The sequence below is a fragment of the Halomonas sp. H33-56 genome, from assembly GCF_040147035.1.
In the GTDB taxonomy this organism is placed as follows: Bacteria; Pseudomonadota; Gammaproteobacteria; order Pseudomonadales; family Halomonadaceae; genus Halomonas; species Halomonas litopenaei.
Genome location: NZ_JAMSHP010000001.1, coordinates 606,904 through 627,823 on the forward strand (window position 1 = coordinate 606,904; position 20,920 = coordinate 627,823).

The window sequence follows — 20,920 nt, forward strand, 5'->3', positions numbered from 1 at the left end:
CCTATTTGCGCCAGAAGGCCGGGGTAAACAACACCAGAACGGTAAAGATCTCCAGGCGGCCCATCAGCATCGCCATCACCAGGATCCACTTGGCCATGGTCGGCATGTCACCGTAGTGCAGACTGGCCTCGCCCAGCGCCGGCCCCAGATTGTTGAGCGCCGAGCCCACCGTGGACCAGGCGGTGACCTGGTCGACCCCGGTGGCCATCACCCCCACCAGCATCAGGAAGAACAGCAGCACATAGGCCGAGAAGAAGCCCCACACCGCCTGGGCGATGCCATCGGGTACGCTGACCTTGCCGATCTTGACCGCGATCACCGCATTGGGGTGGATCAGGCGCATGATCTCGCGCATGCCCTGCTTGATGATCAGGATGATGCGGATGACCTTCATGCCGCCGCCGGTGGAGCCGGAGCTGGCGCCGACGAAGGCGGCGATGAACAGCAAAAGCGGCAGGGCGCCGGGCCAGGCGGAGAAGTCGGCCACCGAAAAGCCGGCGGTGGTGGCTACCGAGACCACCTCGAAGATGCCGTGGCGAAGTCCCACGGTGGTCTCTTCGGTGCCGGTCAACCACAGCACCACCACGGTGATACTGGCCAGCCCCGTCAGGTACAGCAATAGAAAGCGCGCCTCGGAGTCTTCCCAGTAGTGGCCGATACGGCGTTCGCGCCAGGCCAGGAAGTGCAGGCTGAAACTGAGCGCGGAGATCAGCATGAAGACGATGCAGATGGCCTCGATCACCGCGCTGTCGAAGTAGCCGATGCTGGCGTCGTGGGTCGAGAAACCGCCGATGGCCACGGTGGAGAAGCTGTGGCCCAGGGCGTCGAACCAGTCCATCCCGGCGGCCATGTAGGCCAGCATGCACACCACCGTCAGGGTGGCGTAGATGTACCACAGGGCCTTGGCGGTCTCGGTGATCCGCGGGGTCAGCTTGGAATCCTTGAGCGGCCCCGGGATCTCGGTGCGGTACAGCGCCATGCCGCCGACCCCCAGGGTCGGCAGGATCGCCACCGCCAGCACCACGATGCCCATGCCACCGAGCCACTGCAGCTGCTGACGGTAGTAGAGGATCGCCTCGGGCAGGAAGTCGATGCCGGTGATCACCGTGGCGCCGGTGGTGGTCAGCCCCGAAAACGACTCGAACACCGCGTCGGTGAACGACAGTGCGGTGCTGCCGGTGAGCATCAGCGGCAGCGAACCGAACAGCCCCAGCACCGTCCAGAACATGGCCGCGATCAAAAAGCCGTCGCGGGTGCGCAACTCCCGCCGGGCGCGACGATTGGGCAGGAACATCAGCGCGCCGGTCAGCACGGTGATGGCGATGGCGATCAGAAAGGCGTCCCAGGTGCCGTCGCCGAACAACAGCGAGATGGCGATGGGCGGCACCATGGTCAGGCTGAACATCATCAGCAGCAGCCCGAGAATGCGCAGGATCATCCTCAGGCTCATGGCGTCCTGCCTCCTGGCTGACAGCAACAGGCGGGGGACATGTCGGGACGGGTCGTCGTCTCAAGCCCGGTCGGCATCGGACTCATGCGGCGGCTCTCCTTGGTATGGCGGCAGGGGCGAGGGGCGCGCCCATCAGAAAAAGGTCAATCCGACCTGGAACAGGCGTTCGACGTCACGAATCTTGCGCTTGTCGACCACGAACAGGATGACGTGGTCACCGCTCTCCACCACCACGTCGTCGTGGGCGATCAGCACTTCCTTGCCGCGCACCACCGCGCCAATGGTGGAGCCACCGGGCAGGTCGATGTCGCCGATGGCACGACCGACCACCCGGGAGGACTGGCTGTCGCCGTGGGCGATGGCCTCGATGGCCTCGGCGGCGCCGCGGCGCAGCGAGTGGACGTTGACGATGTCACCGCGGCGCACATGGGTCAGCAGGCTGCCGATGGTGGCCTGCTGGGGCGAGATGGCGATGTCGATCTCGCCGCCCTGGACCAGATCCACGTAGGCGGCGTTGTTGATCAGGGTGAGCACCTTCTTGGCCCCCATGCGCTTGGCCAGCATCGACGACATGATGTTGACCTCGTCGTCGTTGGTCAGCGCACAGAAGATGTCGCAGTCCTCGATGTTCTCCTCTTCCAGCAGGCGCTTGCTGGTCGCGCTGCCGTGCAGTACCACGGTGCGGTCGAGGCGTTCGGAGAGCTGGGTGCAGCGCTCGAGGCTGTGCTCGATCATCTTGACCTGGTGGCTGTGCTCGAGGTGCTCGGCCAGGCGCTCGCCGATGTTGCCGCCGCCGGCGATCACCACCCGGCGGAAGTCGCGATCCAGTCGCCTCAGCTCGCTCATCACCGCGCGGATATCGCGCCGGGCGGCGATGAAGAAGACCTCGTCGTCGGCCTCGATCACGGTGTCGCCACGCGGAATGATCGGACGGTTGCGCCGGTAGATGGCGGCCACCCGGGTGTCGACGCTGGGCATGTGACGGCGCAGGAAGCCGAGCTCCTGGCCGACCAGCGGACCGCCGTAGAAGGCCTTGACCGCCACCAGCTGGACCAGTCCACCGGCGAATTCCAGCACCTGCAGGGCGCCGGGGTGCTCGATCAACCGGCGAATATGGTCGGTGACCACCTGCTCGGGGCTGATCAGCACGTCGATGGGCACCGCCTCGTGGGCGAACAGTCCCTTGCGCGCCAGGTAGGCGGTGGCGCGCACTCGGGCAATCTTGGTCGGGGTACGAAACAGGGTATGGGCGACCTGACAGGCGATCATGTTGACCTCGTCGGAGTTGGTCACCGCGATCAGCATGTCGGCGTCTTCGCAGCCGGCCTGGCGTAGCACCATGGGGTAGGAGGCCGCCCCGGAGACGGTGCGGATGTCGAGCCGGGTATGCAGCTCGCGCAGGCGCTCACCGTCGGTGTCCACCACCGTGATGTCGTTCTCCTCGCGGGCCAGGTGCTCCGCCAGGGTGCCGCCAACCTGGCCGGCGCCGAGAATGATGATCTTCATCGTCGTCGTGTCCGAAGAGGGGTTCAGAGCCTATGGTGCGTTGCAGCATTGAGCCAGCATACCCGAGCTCTGAACAGTACAACAGGGCGGGAGAGTCCCGCCCTGTGCTGAAAGGAAACACCGCAGGACTTGCGCAATGCAAGTCCCGTGGGTCTCCGGGTCGAATCAGCCTCGCAGGTCAGTCGAGGGTGAAGCCGACCTTGACCGTGACCTGCCAGTGGGCCACCCGGCCATTCTCGATATGGCCGCGGGTATCGGTCACCTCGAACCAGCGCAGGTCATGCACGGTTTCCGAGGCCTTGGTGATGGCCCGCTGCACCGCATCTTCGATGCTGGTTTCCGAGGAACCGGTCAACTCGATCTGCTTGTAGACGTGTTGGCTCATACAGACTCCCTGTTGGAGAAGCATAGGTCACGGGCGGCCAGGCCGACGTCCTGGTCGGACTAGCGGCCCGCCTTCACCAGTCTGGCATAGAAGAAGCCGTCATGGCTGTCGACCTTCGGTAACAGTTGGCGTCCGGCCCCGGAAACCTGGCCCCAGGCGATGCCGTCGGGCATCTGCTCGCTGGCGTCCGGGGTGCGCGCGAGAAAGTCGCGGATCTGGTCGCGATTCTCTTCCGGAAGCACCGAGCAGGTGGCGTAGAGCAAGGTGCCGCCGGGCTTTAGCAGCGGCCACAGATTGTCGAGCAGCGCGCGCTGCAACTGCGCCAGCTGGGCGATGTCGCTGGGCCGACGCAGGCGCTTGATGTCGGGATGACGGCGGATGACGCCACTGCCGGAGCAGGGGGCGTCGAGCAGGATGGCGTCGAACGGGGTGCCGTCCCACCAGTCACGCTCGGTGGCGTCGCCCTGTGCCAGGGTCGCCGACAGGCCCAGACGAGTCAGGGTGTCTTCCACCCGTGCCAGACGCGCGGCATCGGAGTCGATGGCGTGCAGATCGACGTCGAACAGCTCGAGCAGGTGAGCGGTCTTGCCACCTGGAGCGCAGCAGGCGTCGAGCACCCGTGCACCCGGCCGCGGTGCCACCACCGGGCCAAGCAGCACCGCAGCCAGTTGGGCGGCCTCGTCCTGGACACTGACGTGGCCCTGAGCGAAGCCGGGCAGCGCCTCCACGTCGCGGGCGGTTTCCAGCACCAGCCCGTCCGGGGCGTGGGCGCAGAGCCTGGCGGAGATGCCGGCACCGTCGAGGATATCCAGGTACTGCTCGCGGTCGTTGTGGCGACGATTGACCCTCAGGGTCATCGGTCCGGGCTGGTTGTTGGCCGCGCAGATCGCCTGCCAGTCATCGGGCCAGGCCTGGCGCAGCGACTTGAGCCACCAGCGTGGGTGCAACAGCGCCACCGCCGGGTCACGGTCGACTTCGGCTTCCAGCGTCGACGACTCGCGCTGCAGCCGGCGCAGACAGCCGTTGAGCACCCGGGTGGCCCAGGCCTTGCCGAGCAGTCGCGCGGCACCGGCGGTCTCGCCTACCGCCGCGTGGGCCGGGATGCGCAGGTACAGGAGTTGATAGGCGCCCAGCAGCAGCAGCGCCTGGATGTCGGCGTCGCGACTCTTGAACGGTTTCTCGAGCAGCTGGGCGGCCAGTGCCTCGAGCCGTGGCAGGGTGCGGCAGACGCCGAAGCACATGGCCTTGAACAGGGCACGGTCGCGGGCCACCACCTGATGGTCGTCCAGGGTGGCCAGTGAGCCCTTGCCGGTGATCACCGGCACCAGCGCCTTGGCTGCGGCGGCGCGGACACAGTCACCCATGTCGCGCCGTGCGTTGGCGTGACGGCGGCCATGGTGGGGCGGCTTGCGATCGCGTGGGGGTTGAGAATCGCTCATGCGGAGGTCTCCGGGAAAGGACGTCCCAGCAGCGTGCCCTGGGGAAAGCGTTCGGCCCTGGCGCGCAACAGCTCGGATACCGCCAGTGCCTTGCCGCCGGGCAGCTGGGCCCGGGTGATGCGAAGGCGCTGGCGGCCCTCGTCGCCACAGGCCACCAGCAACTCGGTGTCGGCGCGGGTGATGGTGCCGGGCGACTCTGGTGCGCCGTCGTCGGTCGGCTCGGCCAGGTGGATACGCAGGCGCTCATCGCCCAGCGCGCACCAGGTCACCGGCCAGGGATTGAAGGCGCGCACACGGGCGGCCAGGGTCGCGGCGGGCTGGGCGAAGTCCAGCTCGGCCTCGGCCTTGCTGAGCTTGGAGGCGTAGGTGACGCCCTGTTCGGGCTGCGGCGTGGCGGCAAGCTCACCGTCGGCGAGTCGGTCGAGGGCCTCGACCATGGCCTTGCCACCGATCTCGGCCAGGCGATCGTGCAATTCGCCGCCGGTGGTGGTGGGCAGGATCTCGGTGCGCCGGATGATCAGCATGTCGCCGGTATCGAGTCCCTCGTCCATCTGCATGATGGTGACGCCGCTCTCGTCATCGCCGGCCTCGATCGCCCGCTGAATCGGTGCTGCACCGCGCCAGCGCGGCAGCAGCGAGGCGTGGACGTTGAGGCAGCCCAGGCGCGGTGCCTCGAGTACCGGCAGCGGCAGGATCAGGCCGTAGGCCACCACCACCATGACGTCGGCGTCCAGCGCCGCCAGGGCGCGCTGTTCGGCTTCGTCCCTGAGCCGCTCGGGCTGGTACACCGGCAGGCCGTGCTCCAGCGCCAGCGACTTGACCGGGCTTGGCGTCAGCTTGCGGCCGCGTCCGGCGGGGCGATCGGGTTGGGTATAGACGGCAATCACCTGGTGGTGACTGGCCAGCAGCGCCGAGAGACTCTCGGCGGCGAAGTCGGGCGTGCCAGCGAAGATCACGCGCAGCGATCGGGTCATGTTCAGGGCCTTGGCCGAAGAATGCGGGGACAATAGTAACGGAGACGGGCGAAACGACGAAGACCGACAACGTGATTCACGTTGTCGGTCTTCGTCGTAGGCGGTTGCGGGGCCGGGGCAATGGCTATTTCTGGGCCGAGATGGCGGCGGCCTGAGGGCTGCGCAGCGGCTCAGGCGCCCTGCATCTGGCGATGACGCTTCTGCATCTTCTTCATCACCCGGTCACGCTTGAGCGGTGACAGGTAGTCGACGAACAGTACGCCCTCGAGGTGGTCGAGCTCATGCTGGATACAGTGGGCCAGCAGTCCGTCGGCTTCGAGCTCGTAGGGCTCGCCGTCGCGTCCCTGAGCCTTCAGGTGTACCCGCAGCGCACGCGGCACCTCGGCGTAGTACTCGGGGATCGACAGGCAGCCTTCCTGCATCGGTTCCCGTTCGTCTCCCAGCGGGGTGACCTCGGGGTTGATCAGCACCAACGGGGTGGACTGATCTTCGCTGACGTCGATCACGATGACTCGGCGATGCACGTCCACCTGGGTGGCGGCGAGGCCGATACCCGGTGCGGCGTACATTGTCTCCAGCATGTCATCGACCAGCTGGCGGACCTCGTCATCGACGTTTTCGACGGGCACTGCCTTGTTGCGCAGCCGCTCGTCGGGAAACTCGAGAATAGGGAGTCTGGCCATGCTGTGGTACCACCGTTATTCGTTCGGTTCGTGTTGCCCATTCTAGGACGACGCCGGGGGTGACCCTAGTCGTTGGCGCCAATGAGCGTGATAGGTCGCTACTATAACATGCCAGAATCGCCGTCGCGCACCGCCTGGAGCCGAGACGGCGAAGACCGCCAAGGCGTGTCGCGCCTGCCTGCCTATACTGCCGGCACTCGGCCAGGGAGGGCTCTGTCATGGAACTTGGCTTCGCACGCTGGATGGCGTTGAACGCACTGCCTCAGGTGGGCCCACGACGGTTGGCTCGCCTGCGCCAGTTAAACCCTGACTGGCCCGGTGGCTGGCTGGCCCGGCTGCCACCCGGGGCCGCGGCGGAACTGCGCTTGTGGCTGGATCATCCCAGGCGCAGCCCGCTGACGGCGTTGATCGAGCAGGCCGAGGCGTGGCTGGCCGGCGAGGCCGGGGAGCTTCACGCCAGCCAAGCCAGCCAAGGCTCACAAGCCGCCCAAGACGGCAGCAAAGAGCGCAGCGCTGCCAATGGATGTCGCCTCCATGAGCGGGCCGAGGCGCGCCACCTGCTGCATCCCGATCATCCGCGCTGGCCGGCCCTGCTCGACCAGATCCCGGACCCGCCGGTGCTGCTGTGGGCGCTTGGCGATCTCGATGCCCTGGTACCGCCGAGGCTTGCCCTGGTGGGGTCGCGGCGGCCCACCCGCGAAGGCTTGGTCAATGCGCGCAGTTTTGCGGTGGCGCTGGCGGAGGCCGGCTGGTGTCTGGTCAGCGGCATGGCGCTCGGCATCGACGGTGCCGCCCAGGCGGCGGCGCTGGATCTCGGGGGGCGCAGTATCGCGGTGCTGGCCGGCGGCGTCGACGTGGTCTATCCCGGCCAGCACGGCGCCCTGTATCGGCGCCTGCGCGACGACGGTGGCCTGCTGCTGGCGGAGTCTCCCCCTGGCGTGCGGCCACGCTCGGGGGATTTTCCCCGACGCAACCGCATCGTCACCGGGCTGTCCTGCGGTGTGCTGGTGGTGGAGGCCGCCGAACACAGCGGTTCGCTGGTCAGTGCCCGCCTGGCCGGCGAGCAGGGCCGCGAGGTATTGGCGCTACCCGGCTCCATCCACTCGCCCCAGGCCAGGGGCTGCCTGCGGCTGATCCGCGAGGGCGCCGCCCTGGTCAGACACCCCGACGACCTGTTCGAGGAACTGGCGTGCTGGGGGCCGCGACGCGCGACCCCGCAGAGCATTGCGGCTGGTGCCGCCGATGGTCATGTAGATGGTCCTGTAGATAGCCCTGGCGATCATCCTGTCGATAGTCCTCTAGACAGCGCCTCCGAGCGCACCGGGGCAAGGCCCGCGCCTTCCCCCGGTCGCCGGCTGCTCGATCTGCTGAGCGCCACCCCGTTGGCGGTGGACGATCTGATGGGGCTGGCGGGATGCGATGTGGCCGCCTGCCAGCGTGAACTGACGCTGCTCGAGATCGCAGGACAGGCCGGGCTGGTGGCCGGCGGCTGGGTGCGCCTGGATGGGGGCAAGGGCTAGCCGCCCGATGACGAGGCCCGGCCGAACAGGGTGCCAATGGCCGTGGGGGAATGGGCGGATCGCCTACGTCGGCGGCGACAGCGGCGTGCGACGCAAGTCCCGACGCCGTGCTAGCATGGCGCAACGATACTCCCTACCCTGATCTTTCGATTCGGTACCGATTCAGATAACGACCCCATGAGTGATTCCGATTCCTCCCTCGTGCCCGTCGTCGACGCCCTGCGTCGTGGCGGTGTCATTGCCTATCCCACCGAGGCCGTCTGGGGCCTGGGCTGCGATCCCGACAACGAAGAGGCGCTGACCCGGCTGTTACGCCTGAAGCGCCGTGACCCGGCCAAGGGGGTGATCCTGATCGCCGCCACCATCGAGCAGTTTGCTCCCTGGCTCGAAGGATTGCCCGCCGACCTTCATGCGCCTCTTGTCGCCAGCTGGCCGGGCCCCAACACCTGGCTGGTGCCGGACAATGGTCGCACCCCGTCGCTGGTACGAGGCTGCCACGACAAGGTGGCGCTGAGGGTCAGCGATCATCCCGGTGTACAGGCGCTGTGTCGTGCCTTCGGCGGGCCGCTGGTGTCCACCTCGGCCAACCGGGCAGGAGAAGCGCCGGCCATGAGCGAAGCGGACATTCGGCGCATCTTCGGCAACGAGCTGGACGCGGTCGTGCCGGGAGCGTTGGGCGGCAATCCTCGCCCCAGCACCATCCGTGACCTGCTAAGCCGCGAGACCCTGCGCCACTGACATGGCTCTCGGCCTGGCCCTGGGCGCACCTTTTTACGCATCGCTTTTACTCATCGCTTTTTAGTCAACAACAGGAGCAGACGTGTCCGAGCCCAATCTCGAAGAGGTCAAACGCTACCTGCTGGAATTGCAGGATCGCCTGTGCGAGGCCCTGGCCGAGGCCGACGGCGAAGGGCGCTTCCATCAAGACGACTGGGTGCGTGAGGAAGGCGGTGGTGGCCGTTCCCGGGTCATCGAGGAAGGCGCGCTGTTCGAAAAGGGCGGGGTCAATTTCTCCCACGTTCACGGCGCGACCCTGCCCCCGGCGGCCACCGCAGCACGCCCGGAACTCGCCGGGCGCGGCTTTCAGGCGGTGGGGGTGTCCTGGGTGCTGCATCCGCGTAATCCCCACGTACCCACCAGCCACGGCAATGTGCGCTTCTTCATCGCCAGTGCCGAGGGCGAGGCGCCGGTATGGTGGTTTGGCGGCGGCTTTGACCTGACGCCCTACTACCCCCAGTTTGAAGACGCCTGTCACTGGCACCGGGTGGCCCATGAGCTGTGCCAGCCGTTCGGTGACGACGTCTACGACCGCTACAAGCGCTGGTGCGACGACTACTTTTTCCTCAAGCACCGAGGCGAGACCCGTGGTGTCGGTGGTCTGTTCTTCGATGACCTCAACGAGGGGGGCTTCGACCGCTGCTTCGCGTTTCAGCGCGCGGTAGGGGATGGCTTCCTGAACGCCTATCTGCCCATCGTGGAACGTCGTCGCGATACCCCCTGGGGCGAGCGCGAACGTGAATTCCAGCTGTATCGGCGAGGTCGCTACGTGGAATTCAACCTGGTCTGGGACCGTGGCACCCTGTTTGGCCTGCAGAGCGGCGGTCGCACCGAGTCCATCCTGATGTCGATGCCGCCGCTGGCGCGCTGGCAGTACGACTACCAGCCGCAGCCCGGCTCTCCCGAGGCGGCGCTGGATGCCTATCTGGTGCCCCGGGACTGGCTTGGTGAAGAGGCCTCGAGCCAAGCGCGATGACCGTCAGCGGTCACAATGCGGCATACGACAACGTCAAGAGCGAGGTTAACCGTCCGATGAACGATCGTTACTGTGTGTTCGGCAATCCGGTGGGGCATTCGAAATCGCCGGTGATCCACAGCACCTTTGCCGAGCAGACCGGTGAATCGCTGGAATACACCGCCATCGAGGCGCCACTGGAGGACTTCGGCGGAGCCTGGCGCGCCTTTGTTGCCGAAGGCGGGCGCGGCGCCAATGTGACGGTGCCGTTCAAGGAAGACGCCTACCGGCTGTGCGACAGCCTGAGCGAACAGGCGCAGCGGGCCGGGGCGGTCAACACCCTGACGCTCAAGGCCGATGGCAGCGTCGAGGGCCACAATACCGATGGTATTGGCCTGGTGGCGGACCTGGAGCGCCAGCAGGTAAGGCTTGAGGGTGCACGTATCCTGGTGCTGGGTGCCGGAGGCGCGGTGCGCGGCGCGCTGGAAACGTTGCTGTCGCGACGTCCCGCCTCGCTGCGGCTGGCCAACCGCACCGCCGCCAAGGCCGAGGCGCTGGCGCGGGATTTCGCCGACCTGGGCCCCGTGTTGGGCGGCGGCTACGACGCCGTCGACGAGCGCTATGACCTGGTCATCAACGGCACCAGCGCAAGCCTTGCCGGGGACCTGCCGCCGCTGCCGGAGGATCTCTTCAACGAGGGGGCTGTCGCCTACGACATGATGTACGGCGCCGAGCCGACGGTGTTTCTGGCCTGGTCGGCCGAGCGAGGGGCGAGCACCAGCGATGGTCTCGGCATGCTGGTGGAACAGGCGGCGGCGGCCTTTGAACGCTGGCGTGGCGTCACGCCGGATACCGGCCCACTGCATCGAAAGCTGCGAGCAGAGCTCGACGCCGGCTGAAGCCACTTTCGCGGACACATCGGCAGCAACGACAACGGCGCCCCTGGCTCATTGCCATGGGGCGCCGTTGTCGTTGGGCGTCGTTGTCGTCGGTCAGGAGCCGTCAGCCCCTGGTCGTCAGCCAGCAGCCGCGCGCCGCGTTTCAGCCGCGTCGACGGTAGAGCCCCAGCATGCACAGCCCCAGCCCGACCACCGACACCAGCAGGCCGCCGTTGACCAGCCAGGGGCTGCGGACGATCCAGGGAACGAAGGGCGACGGCGTGTCGCCACAGTGGCCGGCCAGGTAGTTCCAGTGGCCCTGGTCGACCAGTTCGCACTGGCGGATATCGCCGAGTTCCACAAAAAACAGGGTCAACAGCACCACAATGGGCACGACGAGCAGGATCAGGCCGAGCCTGGTGGAGGTGAGTTTCATGGCACCAACGAAGCGTGGAAGTGACAGGAGCCGAGGCCTCCAGGAATAGAGGCCTCCAGGAATAGAGGCCTCGGCGATAGATGCCCCCTTGTCAGCGGCCTGGTGACAGGCTGCAGGGCAGGGGCTGTTCTGGTTCAGGATGCCTTGCAGCTGGGCGTCAGGCCACGGGCCTGGGCTTGCTCGTAGCGGGCCATGGCGTCGTTCATGCCCGCCTCGAGCCCGGCGATACGGTTGCCGTGTGCCGGGTGGGTGGACATCCACTCCGGCGGCTGGCCGCCGCCGGCGGCGCTCATGTTCTGCCACAGCTGGACGCTGGCGCGGGGATCGAAGCCGGCGTCGGCCATCAGCTGCAGGCCGATGGTGTCGGCCTCACTCTCGTGACTGCGCGAGAACGGCAGCAGGATGCCGTACTGGGCGCCCATGCCCATGGCCGCCATCAACTGATCGCTGCCGGTGACCCCCTGGGAGCCGAGGGCCGTACCGACCACCGACATGCCAAGCTGGGTCGCGCTTTCGGTGGAGGCGCGCTCGTTGGCGTGATGGGCCAGCACGTGGGCGATCTCGTGGCCGATGACGGTGGCCAGCTGGTCCTGGTTGGTGGCGACGTCGAGCAGACCGGTGTTGACCCCCACGTAGCCGCCCGGCAGGGCAAAGGCGTTGGCGTCCTCGGACTCGAACACCTTGACCTGCCAGTTCTGGTTGCGCTGGTCTTGCGGCAGCGCCTGGACCACGTTGCGGGTCACGCACTGCACGTACTCGAGCTGGCGCCCGTCCACGGTGGGCAGCTGCTGCTGGTACTGGTCGAAGGCCTGGGCCCCCATCTGGCTGAGCTGCTGTTCGTCCAGCAACAGCATCTGGGAGCGACCAGTGGGTGAGGTGGAACAGGCAGCAACGGTAACCATCAGGGCGCAGGCGCCCACGGCCTTCATCCAGCGCATGGGGGGTCTCCTTGTCATGATCCGCCGGGGTCGAGCCCGAGCGTGTAGAATCGGTGCCAGTCAGTCCCCGCGCTGCAAGGGCCGGGGGGCGCTGTATAAATACTGCGAGCGATGATAGGCAGGTTGCCGCCGGAGAGGAGGGGCCGGAGTTGACTGGCCGTCAATGAGGACCCCGAGCACCGCCGGCGGCCTGGATATCGAGCGCAGCAATTTATACAGTGTTGCCCAAGATACCCGGACTGCTGGAAGGGTCAACAGCAAAGGTAGTGCACGGCCGGTCGCTATCCAGCGACAGACCCTGACCGGCGGCCATCATTCGTTACAAGGACACCTGCCCCGATGGACACTCAACTCGCCCAGCGCCTGCTGGCCCTTCTCGATCGCGTCGAACCCTGGCTGCCCGAGCCCCGCCCTGCGGTGGACTGGCGTCGTGACGTCGCTGCGCTGTGGCAGCGCCACGCCCTCGGCGGGCAACTGGTGCCGGTGCCGCCTCGGGATGCCCTGAGCCTGGACGACCTGGTCGGGGTGGAGCGCCAGAAGCGCGAGCTGCTGGCCAATACGCGGGCCTTTCTGCGTGGCCTGCCGGCCAATCACGCGCTGCTGTGGGGCTCTCGTGGCAGTGGCAAGTCGTCGATGGTGCGCGCGCTGCTCAACACCTTGGCTGACGAAGGTCTGCGGCTGATCCAGGTGGACCGCCACGACCTGGCCGGACTGCCGCTGCTGGTGGAGCAGTTGCGTCACGAACCGGCGCGCTTCGTGGTGTACTGCGATGATCTGTCCTTCGAAGGATCCGACGACGCCTACAAGGCGCTCAAGAGTGTCCTCGACGGCACCCTGACCGGCCCCCCGGAAAACGTGCTGATCTACGCCACCTCCAACCGGCGCCACCTGATGCCGGAGCATATGAGCGACAACCAGCAGAGCCACCTGACGCCGGACGGCGAGGAGCTGCACCACGGCGATGCGGTGGAGGAGAAGATCTCGCTGTCCGACCGCTTCGGGTTGTGGCTGGCGTTTCATCCGTTCAACCGGGAGACCTATCTCGATACCTGTCGCCACTGGGTCGAGCGCCTGGGCCAGCCGCAGGACTGGGATGACGAAGCGCCGGTGGCGGCCACCCGCTTTGCCACCATGAGAGGCGGACGCAGCGGCCGCTGTGCCTACCAGTTTGCGCTGGACTGGGTAGGGGCTCGTCGCCTGGCAGAGCAAGCCTGAGGCGCTGCCGCAGGCTTGCAGGCCAGGCTCAGCAGCGAGCGAGGCATGGTCTCGACATCCGGCAGCATGCGTGCACGAAAACGCCCGGTTCCTCTGGCGAGGGACCGGGCGTTTCGTTGTCGTTCAACACCAGGGGCGAAAGAGCGGCGAGTGACGCCGGTGACGCTTAGCGGCGGCTCTTGCGCGCCTCCTTGGTGCGCCCCAGTTCGCGCTTCTTGGCCTTTTCCTTGTCGGAGGCTTCGGCCAGACGGTCGTAGGGGTTCTTGCCGGAGCGGAACTCGAAGCGCATCGGCGTGCCACGGACCTTGAGCACCTTGCGGAAGGTGTTGGTCAGGTAGCGCTTGTAGGCTTCGGGCAGCTTGTCGGTCTGGTTGCCGTGGACCACGATGATCGGCGGATTGCTGCCGCCCTGGTGGGCCATGCGCAGCTTGATCCGGCGGCCGTGGACCATCGGCGGCTGGTGCTGCTCGACGGCGTCCTGCAGCAGCGTGGTCAGACGGTTGGTCGACCAGTGGCTGTTGGCGGAGGCGAAGGCGCGCTCCAGCGACGGGTACAGGTCGCCCACGGCGGTGCCGTGCAAGGCCGAGATGAAGTGCAGCTCGGCGTAGTCGGCGAAGCCCAGACGGCGCTTGATCTCGGCGCGCATCTTGTCCTTGGCCTCGCTTTCCAGGCCGTCCCACTTGTTGACCGCCAGTACCAGCGCGCGGCCCGAGGTCAGCACATAGTCGAGCAGGTGCAGATCCTGCTCCACCAGGCCGGTGCGGGCATCGAGCACCATGATCGCGACGTGGCACTCCTTGATCGCGTCCAGGGTCTTGATGATCGAGAACTTCTCGGCCACCTCGGTGACGTTCTTGCGCCGCCGGACGCCGGCGGTATCGACCAGTACGTAGGGCTTGCCGCGACGCTCGAAGGGGATCTCGATGGCGTCGCGGGTGGTGCCGGCCTCGTCGAATACCACCACCCGGTCCTCGCCCAGCAGGCGGTTGACCAGGGTCGACTTGCCCACGTTGGGACGACCGATGACACCGATCCGGATACCCTTGCTGCCGGTATCCGCGGGGATGTCCATGTCGCGCTCGGGGAACGGCGAGAGCACCTCGTCGATCAGCGCGGTGACATTACGGCCGTGGGCCGCTGCGATGGGCCGGGGATCGCCGAGACCGAGCTGCCAGAAGTCGGCCATGGCCGAGTGTTCCTCGAGGCCGTCGGTCTTGTTGACCACCAGCCAGGTCTTCTTCTGGTTGACCCGCAGGTGGTTGGCGATGGCCTCGTCGGCGACATTGAGGCCGGCACGCGCGTCCACCAGGAACAGCACGATGTCGGCTTCGTCGATGGCCTGCAGCGACTGTTCGGCCATGGCCGCGTCGATGCCTTCCTCGTCACCGCTGATGCCGCCGGTGTCGATGACGGTGTAGGCCTTGTTGCCGAGCATACCGTTGCCGTACTTGCGATCCCGGGTGAGGCCGGGGAAATCGGCCACCAGGGCGTCGCGAGAGCGGGTCAGGCGGTTGAACAGGGTCGACTTGCCCACATTGGGCCTGCCGACCAGTGCGATCACGGGGGTCATGGGCGGATGTCCAGAGCCTCCAGGCTTCCGTCATTGGCCAGGGCGTACACGCGCTTGCCGTCGGTGAGAGGGCGCACGCTGATGCCTGAGCCGTCAATATGGGTGCGGCCGACCAGGCGTCCGCTGCTGGCGTCGATAAAGTGCACATAGCCTTCGGCGTCGCCGAGCACGATGCGGCCGTCGGCGAAGGCCGGGGCGGTCACCGAGCGACCGTAGAGGTCCTCCAGGCGCCACAGCTCGTTGCCGCTGTTGGCGTCGAAGGCGATCAGGCGGCTGGCCTCGTCGACCACGTAAAGCGTCTCGCCCACCAGCACCGGGGTGTGGTAGCTGGACAACGGCGTCGACCACAGGGTCTCGCCGCTCTGGGCGTTGAGCGCCACCAGGCGACCATTGAAGCTGGTCACGAACAGGCGGCCGTCCGGAGTCAGCACCGGCTGGCCGGCCAGGTCGACCAGACGGTCGATGTCATTCATGCCGGTGGCCACGGCGATGGTGCGCTCGGAGATCTGCTGGCCCGAGCGGTTGTCGATGATCGACAGACGGCCGTTGGCAAAGCCGGCGAAGGTCACCTGATCGATGGCGGTGGGGGTGCCGGTGCTGCGCAGGGTCAGCGACGGCATATTGGCGCTGAACACCCACTGGCGGTCACCGGACAGGCGATCCAGGGCGGTCACGGTGCCGTCCACCGCCTGCACGATCAACAGCTGGGTGGTCGGCTGGGGCGCGGCCAGCACTTCGCTGGGCACACGGGTACGCCACTTGACCCGGCCATTGCGCTGGTCGAGGGCGACCACCTCGCCATTGCGGGTGGCGAGGAACAGATCGCCGTCCACTGCGGTGATACCGCTGGAGATCGGTGAATCCAGTTCGGCTTCCCATTGGGTGTCGCCGTTGGCGGTGTTGAACGCCTCGACCAGGCCTTCCTCGTCGGCGGCGAACAGGGTGGAACCGGCCAGGGCGGGTTCGATGGGGTAGGTGGCCTCACCCAGGCCTGCGCCCACGCCTTCGCTCCAGCGGGTTTCGACCCGGGTGGACTCGGCGAAGTCCTTGAGCTCCTTGGGCGGATACTGGGGCTCGGACTTGCTGGCGCAGCCGGTCAGCAGGGCGGTCAGGGTGACGGCGGTCGCCAGGGCGATCCGGGTTCGGTTAAACGGGGTCTTCATAGGGTGGCCTCCTGATCACCGAGGTCGTCGAGCTTGAGCGAGATACCGTAGAGCGGCTGACCGCTTTCTTCGGCCAGTGACTGGGCGCTCTGCCAGGCCTCGGCGGCCTGGTCGTGCTGGCCGGTGGCGTGGTAGATGTCGCCGCGCACGTTGTCGCGCTGGGCGGCCAGGGCCTCGGGGATGTCACCGTCGAGGGTGGCAAGGGCGGTCTCGTGGTTGCCCTCGGCGCTCTGCAGGCGCGCCAGGCGCAGGCGGGCGAGGCCGGTCAGGTAACCATCGTCGCTGCCCTCGATGAGGGTCTCCAGCGACTCGCGGGCGCCCTCGACATCGCCTGCGTCGACCTCCAGGCGGGCCTCGAGCAGCAGCGCAAGCTCGCTGTACAGGGTGCCGTCGTGGTCTTCCTGCAGGGTGTCGACCAGCCCCTGGGCCTGGGCCAGGGCCCCGTCGTCGAGGCTGTCGCGGCTGGCCAGGTCAAGAAGCTGCTGGTAGCTGCTGGAGGCGGCCACGGCCTGCCCCTGCTGGTAGTCCTGCCAGGCGTTCCAGCCGAACACGCCAGCGGCGGCCAGTACCGCACCGGCGAGCAGCGAGGTGCCGTTTTCCTTCCACCAGCGCTTGATCGCCTCAAGCTGTTCTTCTTCGGTTCTCAGCTCCGCCACGGGCGGTCTCCTTCTAATGGTCGTGCCGTCACTCGGACAGCAGGCTCGTCAGGGTGGTGGCCAAGGACGCTTGCTCGACCACGCGTTGTTCGCGGTCGTCACGCAGGAACTTGATCGCCACCTGGCCGTTTTCACGTTCGTTTTCGCCGATCAGCAGGGCGAGGCGGGCACCGCTGCGATCGGCCTTCTTGATGCGGCTCTTGAAGCTGCCGCCGCCACAGTGCAATTGCACGCCAAGGGCCGGCAGTTCATCGCGCAGGCGCTCGGCCAGGGCCATGGCGTCGCCGTCGGTGCTGGCGTCCATGCCCAGCACGTAGGCGTCGAGCGGGGCGCGGGCCTCCTGCGGCACGATGTCCAGGGTCTCGAGCAGCAGGATCAGACGCTCGATGCCCATGGCGAAGCCCACCGCCGGGGTCGGCTTGCCGCCGAGCTGCTCGACCAGACCGTCGTAGCGTCCGCCGGCGCACACGGTGCCCTGGCTGCCGAGGGCGTCGGTGGTCCACTCGAACACGGTGCGGCAGTAGTAGTCGAGACCGCGCACCAGGCGCGGGTTGATCACGTAGTCGATGCCGGCGGCGTCGAGTCGCGCGGTCAGCGCCTCGAAGTGCTCGCGGGACTCCTGATCCAGGTGATCCATCAGCTGGGGCGCCTGGCTCAGCATCTCGGCCATGGCCGGATTCTTCGAGTCGAGGATACGCAGCGGGTTGCTGGTCAGGCGGCGCAGCGAGTCCTCGTCGAGGACCTCGCGGTGCTGCTCGAAGTAGGCCACCAGGGTATCGCGGTAGGCCGCGCGCGCCTCGTTGGAGCCCAGCGAATTGAGCTCCAGGGTGACGTGATCAAACAGGCCGAGCTGCTTCCATAGACGCGCCGACAGCAAGATGACTTCGGCGTCGATGTCCGGGCCTTCCAGGCCGTAGGTCTCGACCCCGACCTGATGGAACTGACGGTAGCGGCCCTTCTGCGGGCGCTCGTGGCGGAACATCGGGCCGGTGTACCACAGCCGCTGGGTCTGGTTGTACAGAAGGCCATGTTCCATCGCCGCGCGAACCGCGCTGGCGGTGCCCTCGGGGCGCAGGGTCAGGCTGTCGCCGTTGCGGTCCTCGAAGGTGTACATCTCCTTCTCGACGATGTCGGTGACCTCGCCGATCGAGCGGGCGAACAGGGCCGTCTGCTCGACGATAGGGGTACGGATCTCGTTGTAGCCGTAGCGCTTCATCAGCGCCTGAACCTGGGACTCGAAGTACTGCCACACCGGCGAGGCGTCGGGCAACAGGTCATTCATGCCACGGATGGCCTGGATCTTCTTGCTCAAAACTTGCTCCTTGGTCTCGCCGTAGTCACGGCCCTCGCCCGGCCTCACCGGGCGAGAGCGTTACAGGCGAGCGATGACGTCGCGTTCTGTCGCTTCCTTCTCGGCGACCTTCTGGCGAATCAGCGCCTCGAGATCGTCGACCAGGTGGTCATTGCGCAGTTTGCTGGCGGGCTTGCCGTCGATGTAGACGAGGTTGGCCGGGGTGCCGCCGGTCAGACCCAGATCGGCTTCCTTGGCCTCGCCGGGGCCGTTGACCACGCAGCCGATGACGGCCACGTCCAGCGGCGTCATCACATCCTCGAGGCGCTCTTCGAGGGCGTTCATGGTGCTGATGACGTCGAAGTTCTGACGCGAACAGCTTGGGCAGGCGATGAAGTTGATACCCTTGGCCCGCAGGCGCAGGCTCTTGAGCATGTCAAAGCCGACCTTGACCTCTTCGACCGGATCCGCTGCCAGCGATACCCGGATGGTGTCGCCGATACCGTCCATCAGCAGCATGCCAAGGCCGATGGAGGACTTGACGGTGCCCGAACGCAGACCGCCTGCCTCGGTGATACCCAGGTGCAGCGGCTGCTCGATGCGTGAGGCCAGGTCACGGTAGGCGGCCACCGCCATGAACACGTCGGAGGCCTTGACGCTGACCTTGAAGTCGGGAAAGTCGAGGCGATCCAGGTGATCGATATGGCGCATCGCCGATTCGACCAGGGCCGCCGGCGTCGGTTCCCCGTACTTCTTCTGCAGGTCCTTCTCCAGCGAGCCGGCGTTGACGCCGATACGGATCGGGATACCGTTGTCACGGGCGGCGGAGACCACCGCCTGGACGCGGTCTTCACGGCCGATATTGCCGGGGTTGATGCGCAGGCAGTCGACGCCGAGCTCAGCCACGCGCAGGGCGATGCGGTAGTCGAAGTGGATGTCGGCCACCAGCGGCACCTGGGTGCCCTGCTTGATGCGACCGAAGGCCTCGGCGGCGTCCATGGTCGGCACCGAGACGCGCACGATATCGGCGCCGGCCTGTTCGAGGGCACGAATCTGGCCAAGGGTGGCCTCGACGTCCAGGGTGTCGGTGTTGGTCATGCTCTGCACCGAGATGGGAGCGTCGCCCCCGACCGGTACCGAACCGACATGAATCTGGCGTGACTGGCGTCTTTTGATCGGTGAGTGCGAATGCATGGCGATCAATCACTCTCCCAGGGTAAAGCGGGCGACATTGTTTCTGCCGGCACGCTGTTGCAGGTCGACGGTTTCTCCGCCCCACAACAACTCCACGCCGGTGGCGTTGCCGACAGTCATGCGGAAGGGCGGCTCGCCCTCCACGGTGGCTTCGGTGCCCGGTGACTGCAGGCCGACGAAGACACGGGTATTGGTGCTGTCGAAGATCTCGGTCCAGGACTGCTCGTTGAAGGTCAGCTTGAGGATACGACGGCTGTCGGCAGCCGGCGCGGCCTCGGCGGCGCCCTCATCCTCGGTGCCCTGTGCATCGTCGGCGCTAGCTGTCTGCTCGGCGCTGGCGTCGTCGGCACCAGCGCTTGCAGCCTGGTCGGTGCTGTCGTTGGCGCTGTCGTCAGCGGGCTCGCTGGCTTCGGCGGCAGCCGCTTCGGTGGCCGCCACGGTGCTCGGCGTCGAGGCGCCAGGCTCGGCGCCGGCGCTTTCTGCAGCGCTGTCGGCGGAGGCCTGCTCGCCATCGACCAGTCCCATCTCGCTGTCCTCGGCGGGCAGCGGGGGCAGGTTGTCGTCGCCCTCGGTGCCCTCGTCGCTGACCGCGGCGTTGCCGTCGATGGTGTCCACCGAGACCGGGCCGTTGTCGCTGACCTCGGGCGGCTCGCTGCCACCACGGCTCTGCCACCACATCAGGGTCAGCCCGATCAGGCCGGCGATGACCACCAGGGTCATCAGCCGAAACAGCCAGGCGCCCAGGCGCGAGGGGGGCTTGTTGATGTACACCGGGGTGACCTTGCGCTCGACTTCCTCGTTGCCCATGCGCGCTTCATACAGCGCCATCACCCGGCCGACATCGACGCCGAGCAACTGGGCGTAGCTGCGCAGGTAGCCGCGTCGGTAGGTCACCACCGGCACTTCATCGTAGTTGTCGATCTCCAGCCCCTCGATCACGGCGGGACGGAGGTTGAGGGCTGCCCCGACTTCCTCGCGGGTCAGCCCCTGGCTCTCTCGTTCATGGCACAGCAAGGCGCCGGGAGAGGCGTCCCCGGAGGGCGTTTTGGACAAGGAGACCTCGGAGTCGGTGTACTGACTGTCGCTCATGGCTGAGCTTCCTTCATCGTGTAAACAGTGATCAAAGCGCGCGTGAAGGCTGGTCGGGTTCGGCCGATGTCCGGGCGCCGGTGTCGGCGTCTCCCAGGCTAGCGGCAAGCTGCCTGGCGGCGGTGGTCCATCCCGCCTGGCTCACGAAGCGATCCAACTGTGATCGGGCGCGCATAAGGTTGCCCTGTGCGTATTCCAGTTCGGCGAGGGTCAAGTGGCTCGCGGGCAGGCTCGAGTCGATGCGTTGGGATCGCTCCAGCGCCGCCCTGGCCGTCTCGACCTCGCCGAGTTCCCACCGGCAGCGTCCCAGGTTGGCAAACAGCTGGGCCCGGTGGGCATAGTGTATATCGTGACTGGCCTGTTCAAGCTGCTCGCAGGCCTCACCGGTTTGCCCCCGATCATACAGGAAGGCGGCGTAATTGTTGCGTGCCCGGGTGAAGTTCGGGTCTTCATCGAGGGCGCGTCGAAAGAACTCGTCCGCCAGCGCCGCTTCCCCCTGGCGTTGGTGAATCAGTGCCAGGGCCTGCAGCGCGGCGGCGTCATCGGGATCGAGCGAGACGGCGCGATCGAGTGCCGCCGTGGCGCGGGGAAGGTTGCCCTGGCGCAGGTAGGCTTCGCCGAGGTTGCGATAGGCGACGGCGGGGGACTCGTCGGACTGGGGCACGGCGACGGCGCAGCCGGCAAGCGTCAGCGTCAGGGGGAGCGCGATGGCCAGTCCGATGACCAGGCCGCGCAGGCCGGCGCTTGAGCTGTCTGCCTGGCACGTCATGGCGTTGTCGTACTCCCGCTGCTTGGCCGTGG

General features: G+C 67.0%; 20 protein-coding genes. 5 read left to right on the plus strand and 15 right to left on the minus strand.

Annotated elements, in window-relative coordinates; genetic code table 11:
* Position 1 precedes the first annotated feature (1 nt).
* The 6 genes from NFH98_RS02780 to def form a co-directional block, all read right to left on the minus strand.
* Positions 2 to 1,450, minus strand: coding sequence for a TrkH family potassium uptake protein (locus NFH98_RS02780; protein WP_108448511.1), 1,449 nt, complete (start codon positions 1,448 to 1,450; stop codon positions 2 to 4).
* A 132-nt stretch (positions 1,451 to 1,582) separates the two neighbouring features.
* Positions 1,583 to 2,956 carry a Trk system potassium transporter TrkA gene (trkA, locus tag NFH98_RS02785; RefSeq protein ID WP_045995220.1) on the minus strand — a complete coding sequence of 458 codons (1,374 nt, stop codon included), beginning with the start codon at positions 2,954 to 2,956 and terminating at the stop codon, positions 1,583 to 1,585.
* A 178-nt stretch (positions 2,957 to 3,134) separates the two neighbouring features.
* Complete coding sequence (locus NFH98_RS02790; RefSeq protein ID WP_045995219.1) at positions 3,135 to 3,341, minus strand: dodecin; 207 nt, start codon at positions 3,339 to 3,341, stop codon at positions 3,135 to 3,137.
* A gap of 59 nt (positions 3,342 to 3,400) precedes the next feature.
* Positions 3,401 to 4,705, minus strand: a complete 1,305-nt coding sequence (gene rsmB / locus NFH98_RS02795; RefSeq protein WP_349623102.1) for a 16S rRNA (cytosine(967)-C(5))-methyltransferase RsmB — start codon at positions 4,703 to 4,705, stop codon at positions 3,401 to 3,403.
* Between the two features lie 71 nt (positions 4,706 to 4,776).
* On the minus strand, positions 4,777 to 5,754 hold the full coding sequence (fmt, locus tag NFH98_RS02800) for a methionyl-tRNA formyltransferase (RefSeq protein ID WP_349622183.1): 978 nt from the start codon (positions 5,752 to 5,754) through the stop codon (positions 4,777 to 4,779).
* Positions 5,755 to 5,924: 170 nt separating this feature from the next.
* Positions 5,925 to 6,437 (minus strand): peptide deformylase, encoded by a 513-nt coding sequence (gene def, locus NFH98_RS02805; protein ID WP_349622184.1) that lies wholly within the window; start codon positions 6,435 to 6,437, stop codon positions 5,925 to 5,927.
* Between the two features lie 218 nt (positions 6,438 to 6,655).
* Here def and dprA point away from each other — a divergent pair, with 218 nt between their 5' ends.
* The 4 genes from dprA (at position 6,656) to aroE (ending at position 10,588) form a co-directional block, all read left to right on the plus strand.
* Positions 6,656 to 7,957: a DNA-processing protein DprA gene (gene dprA / locus NFH98_RS02810; RefSeq protein WP_349622185.1), complete on the plus strand. Its 1,302-nt coding sequence runs from the start codon at positions 6,656 to 6,658 to the stop codon at positions 7,955 to 7,957.
* Between the two features lie 177 nt (positions 7,958 to 8,134).
* Complete coding sequence (gene tsaC, locus NFH98_RS02815; RefSeq protein WP_045992737.1) at positions 8,135 to 8,695, plus strand: L-threonylcarbamoyladenylate synthase type 1 TsaC; 561 nt, start codon at positions 8,135 to 8,137, stop codon at positions 8,693 to 8,695.
* Positions 8,696 to 8,777: 82 nt separating this feature from the next.
* Positions 8,778 to 9,710, plus strand: a complete 933-nt coding sequence (gene hemF, locus NFH98_RS02820; RefSeq protein ID WP_124804919.1) for an oxygen-dependent coproporphyrinogen oxidase — start codon at positions 8,778 to 8,780, stop codon at positions 9,708 to 9,710.
* 56 nt (positions 9,711 to 9,766) lie between these two features.
* On the plus strand, positions 9,767 to 10,588 hold the full coding sequence (gene aroE / locus NFH98_RS02825) for a shikimate dehydrogenase (RefSeq protein ID WP_045992778.1): 822 nt from the start codon (positions 9,767 to 9,769) through the stop codon (positions 10,586 to 10,588).
* A gap of 142 nt (positions 10,589 to 10,730) precedes the next feature.
* Here the strand turns inward: aroE and NFH98_RS02830 are convergent, their stop codons facing one another.
* Positions 10,731 to 11,003 (minus strand): hypothetical protein, encoded by a 273-nt coding sequence (locus NFH98_RS02830; RefSeq protein WP_045992739.1) that lies wholly within the window; start codon positions 11,001 to 11,003, stop codon positions 10,731 to 10,733.
* A 134-nt stretch (positions 11,004 to 11,137) separates the two neighbouring features.
* Positions 11,138 to 11,941 (minus strand): M48 family metallopeptidase, encoded by an 804-nt coding sequence (locus NFH98_RS02835; RefSeq protein ID WP_349622186.1) that lies wholly within the window; start codon positions 11,939 to 11,941, stop codon positions 11,138 to 11,140.
* Between the two features lie 339 nt (positions 11,942 to 12,280).
* Between NFH98_RS02835 and NFH98_RS02840 the strand changes: the two genes are divergently transcribed.
* Positions 12,281 to 13,156, plus strand: coding sequence for an ATP-binding protein (locus NFH98_RS02840; RefSeq protein ID WP_045992741.1), 876 nt, complete (start codon positions 12,281 to 12,283; stop codon positions 13,154 to 13,156).
* A gap of 166 nt (positions 13,157 to 13,322) precedes the next feature.
* Here NFH98_RS02840 and der read toward each other — a convergent pair whose 3' ends face one another.
* The 7 genes from der to pilW are packed head-to-tail and all read right to left on the minus strand — an operon-like array spanning position 13,323 to position 20,888.
* Complete coding sequence (der, locus tag NFH98_RS02845) at positions 13,323 to 14,726, minus strand: ribosome biogenesis GTPase Der (protein WP_045992742.1); 1,404 nt, start codon at positions 14,724 to 14,726, stop codon at positions 13,323 to 13,325.
* Entirely contained in the window at positions 14,723 to 15,889 is a 1,167-nt protein-coding gene (gene bamB / locus NFH98_RS02850; RefSeq protein WP_045992743.1) for an outer membrane protein assembly factor BamB, read from the minus strand. Before bamB ends, der begins: the two co-directional genes overlap by 4 nt.
* Positions 15,886 to 16,545 carry a YfgM family protein gene (locus NFH98_RS02855; protein ID WP_045992744.1) on the minus strand — a complete coding sequence of 220 codons (660 nt, stop codon included), beginning with the start codon at positions 16,543 to 16,545 and terminating at the stop codon, positions 15,886 to 15,888. The genes bamB and NFH98_RS02855 overlap by 4 nt, the downstream gene beginning before the upstream one ends.
* A gap of 28 nt (positions 16,546 to 16,573) precedes the next feature.
* Positions 16,574 to 17,857: a histidine--tRNA ligase gene (gene hisS / locus NFH98_RS02860; RefSeq protein WP_261395062.1), complete on the minus strand. Its 1,284-nt coding sequence runs from the start codon at positions 17,855 to 17,857 to the stop codon at positions 16,574 to 16,576.
* Between the two features lie 60 nt (positions 17,858 to 17,917).
* Complete coding sequence (gene ispG / locus NFH98_RS02865) at positions 17,918 to 19,030, minus strand: flavodoxin-dependent (E)-4-hydroxy-3-methylbut-2-enyl-diphosphate synthase (protein ID WP_045992780.1); 1,113 nt, start codon at positions 19,028 to 19,030, stop codon at positions 17,918 to 17,920.
* Between the two features lie 9 nt (positions 19,031 to 19,039).
* Positions 19,040 to 20,119, minus strand: coding sequence for a helix-turn-helix domain-containing protein (locus tag NFH98_RS02870; protein ID WP_253029249.1), 1,080 nt, complete (start codon positions 20,117 to 20,119; stop codon positions 19,040 to 19,042).
* Positions 20,120 to 20,150: 31 nt separating this feature from the next.
* Positions 20,151 to 20,888 carry a type IV pilus biogenesis/stability protein PilW gene (pilW, locus tag NFH98_RS02875; RefSeq protein WP_052704343.1) on the minus strand — a complete coding sequence of 246 codons (738 nt, stop codon included), beginning with the start codon at positions 20,886 to 20,888 and terminating at the stop codon, positions 20,151 to 20,153.
* Positions 20,889 to 20,920: the final 32 nt, after the last annotated feature.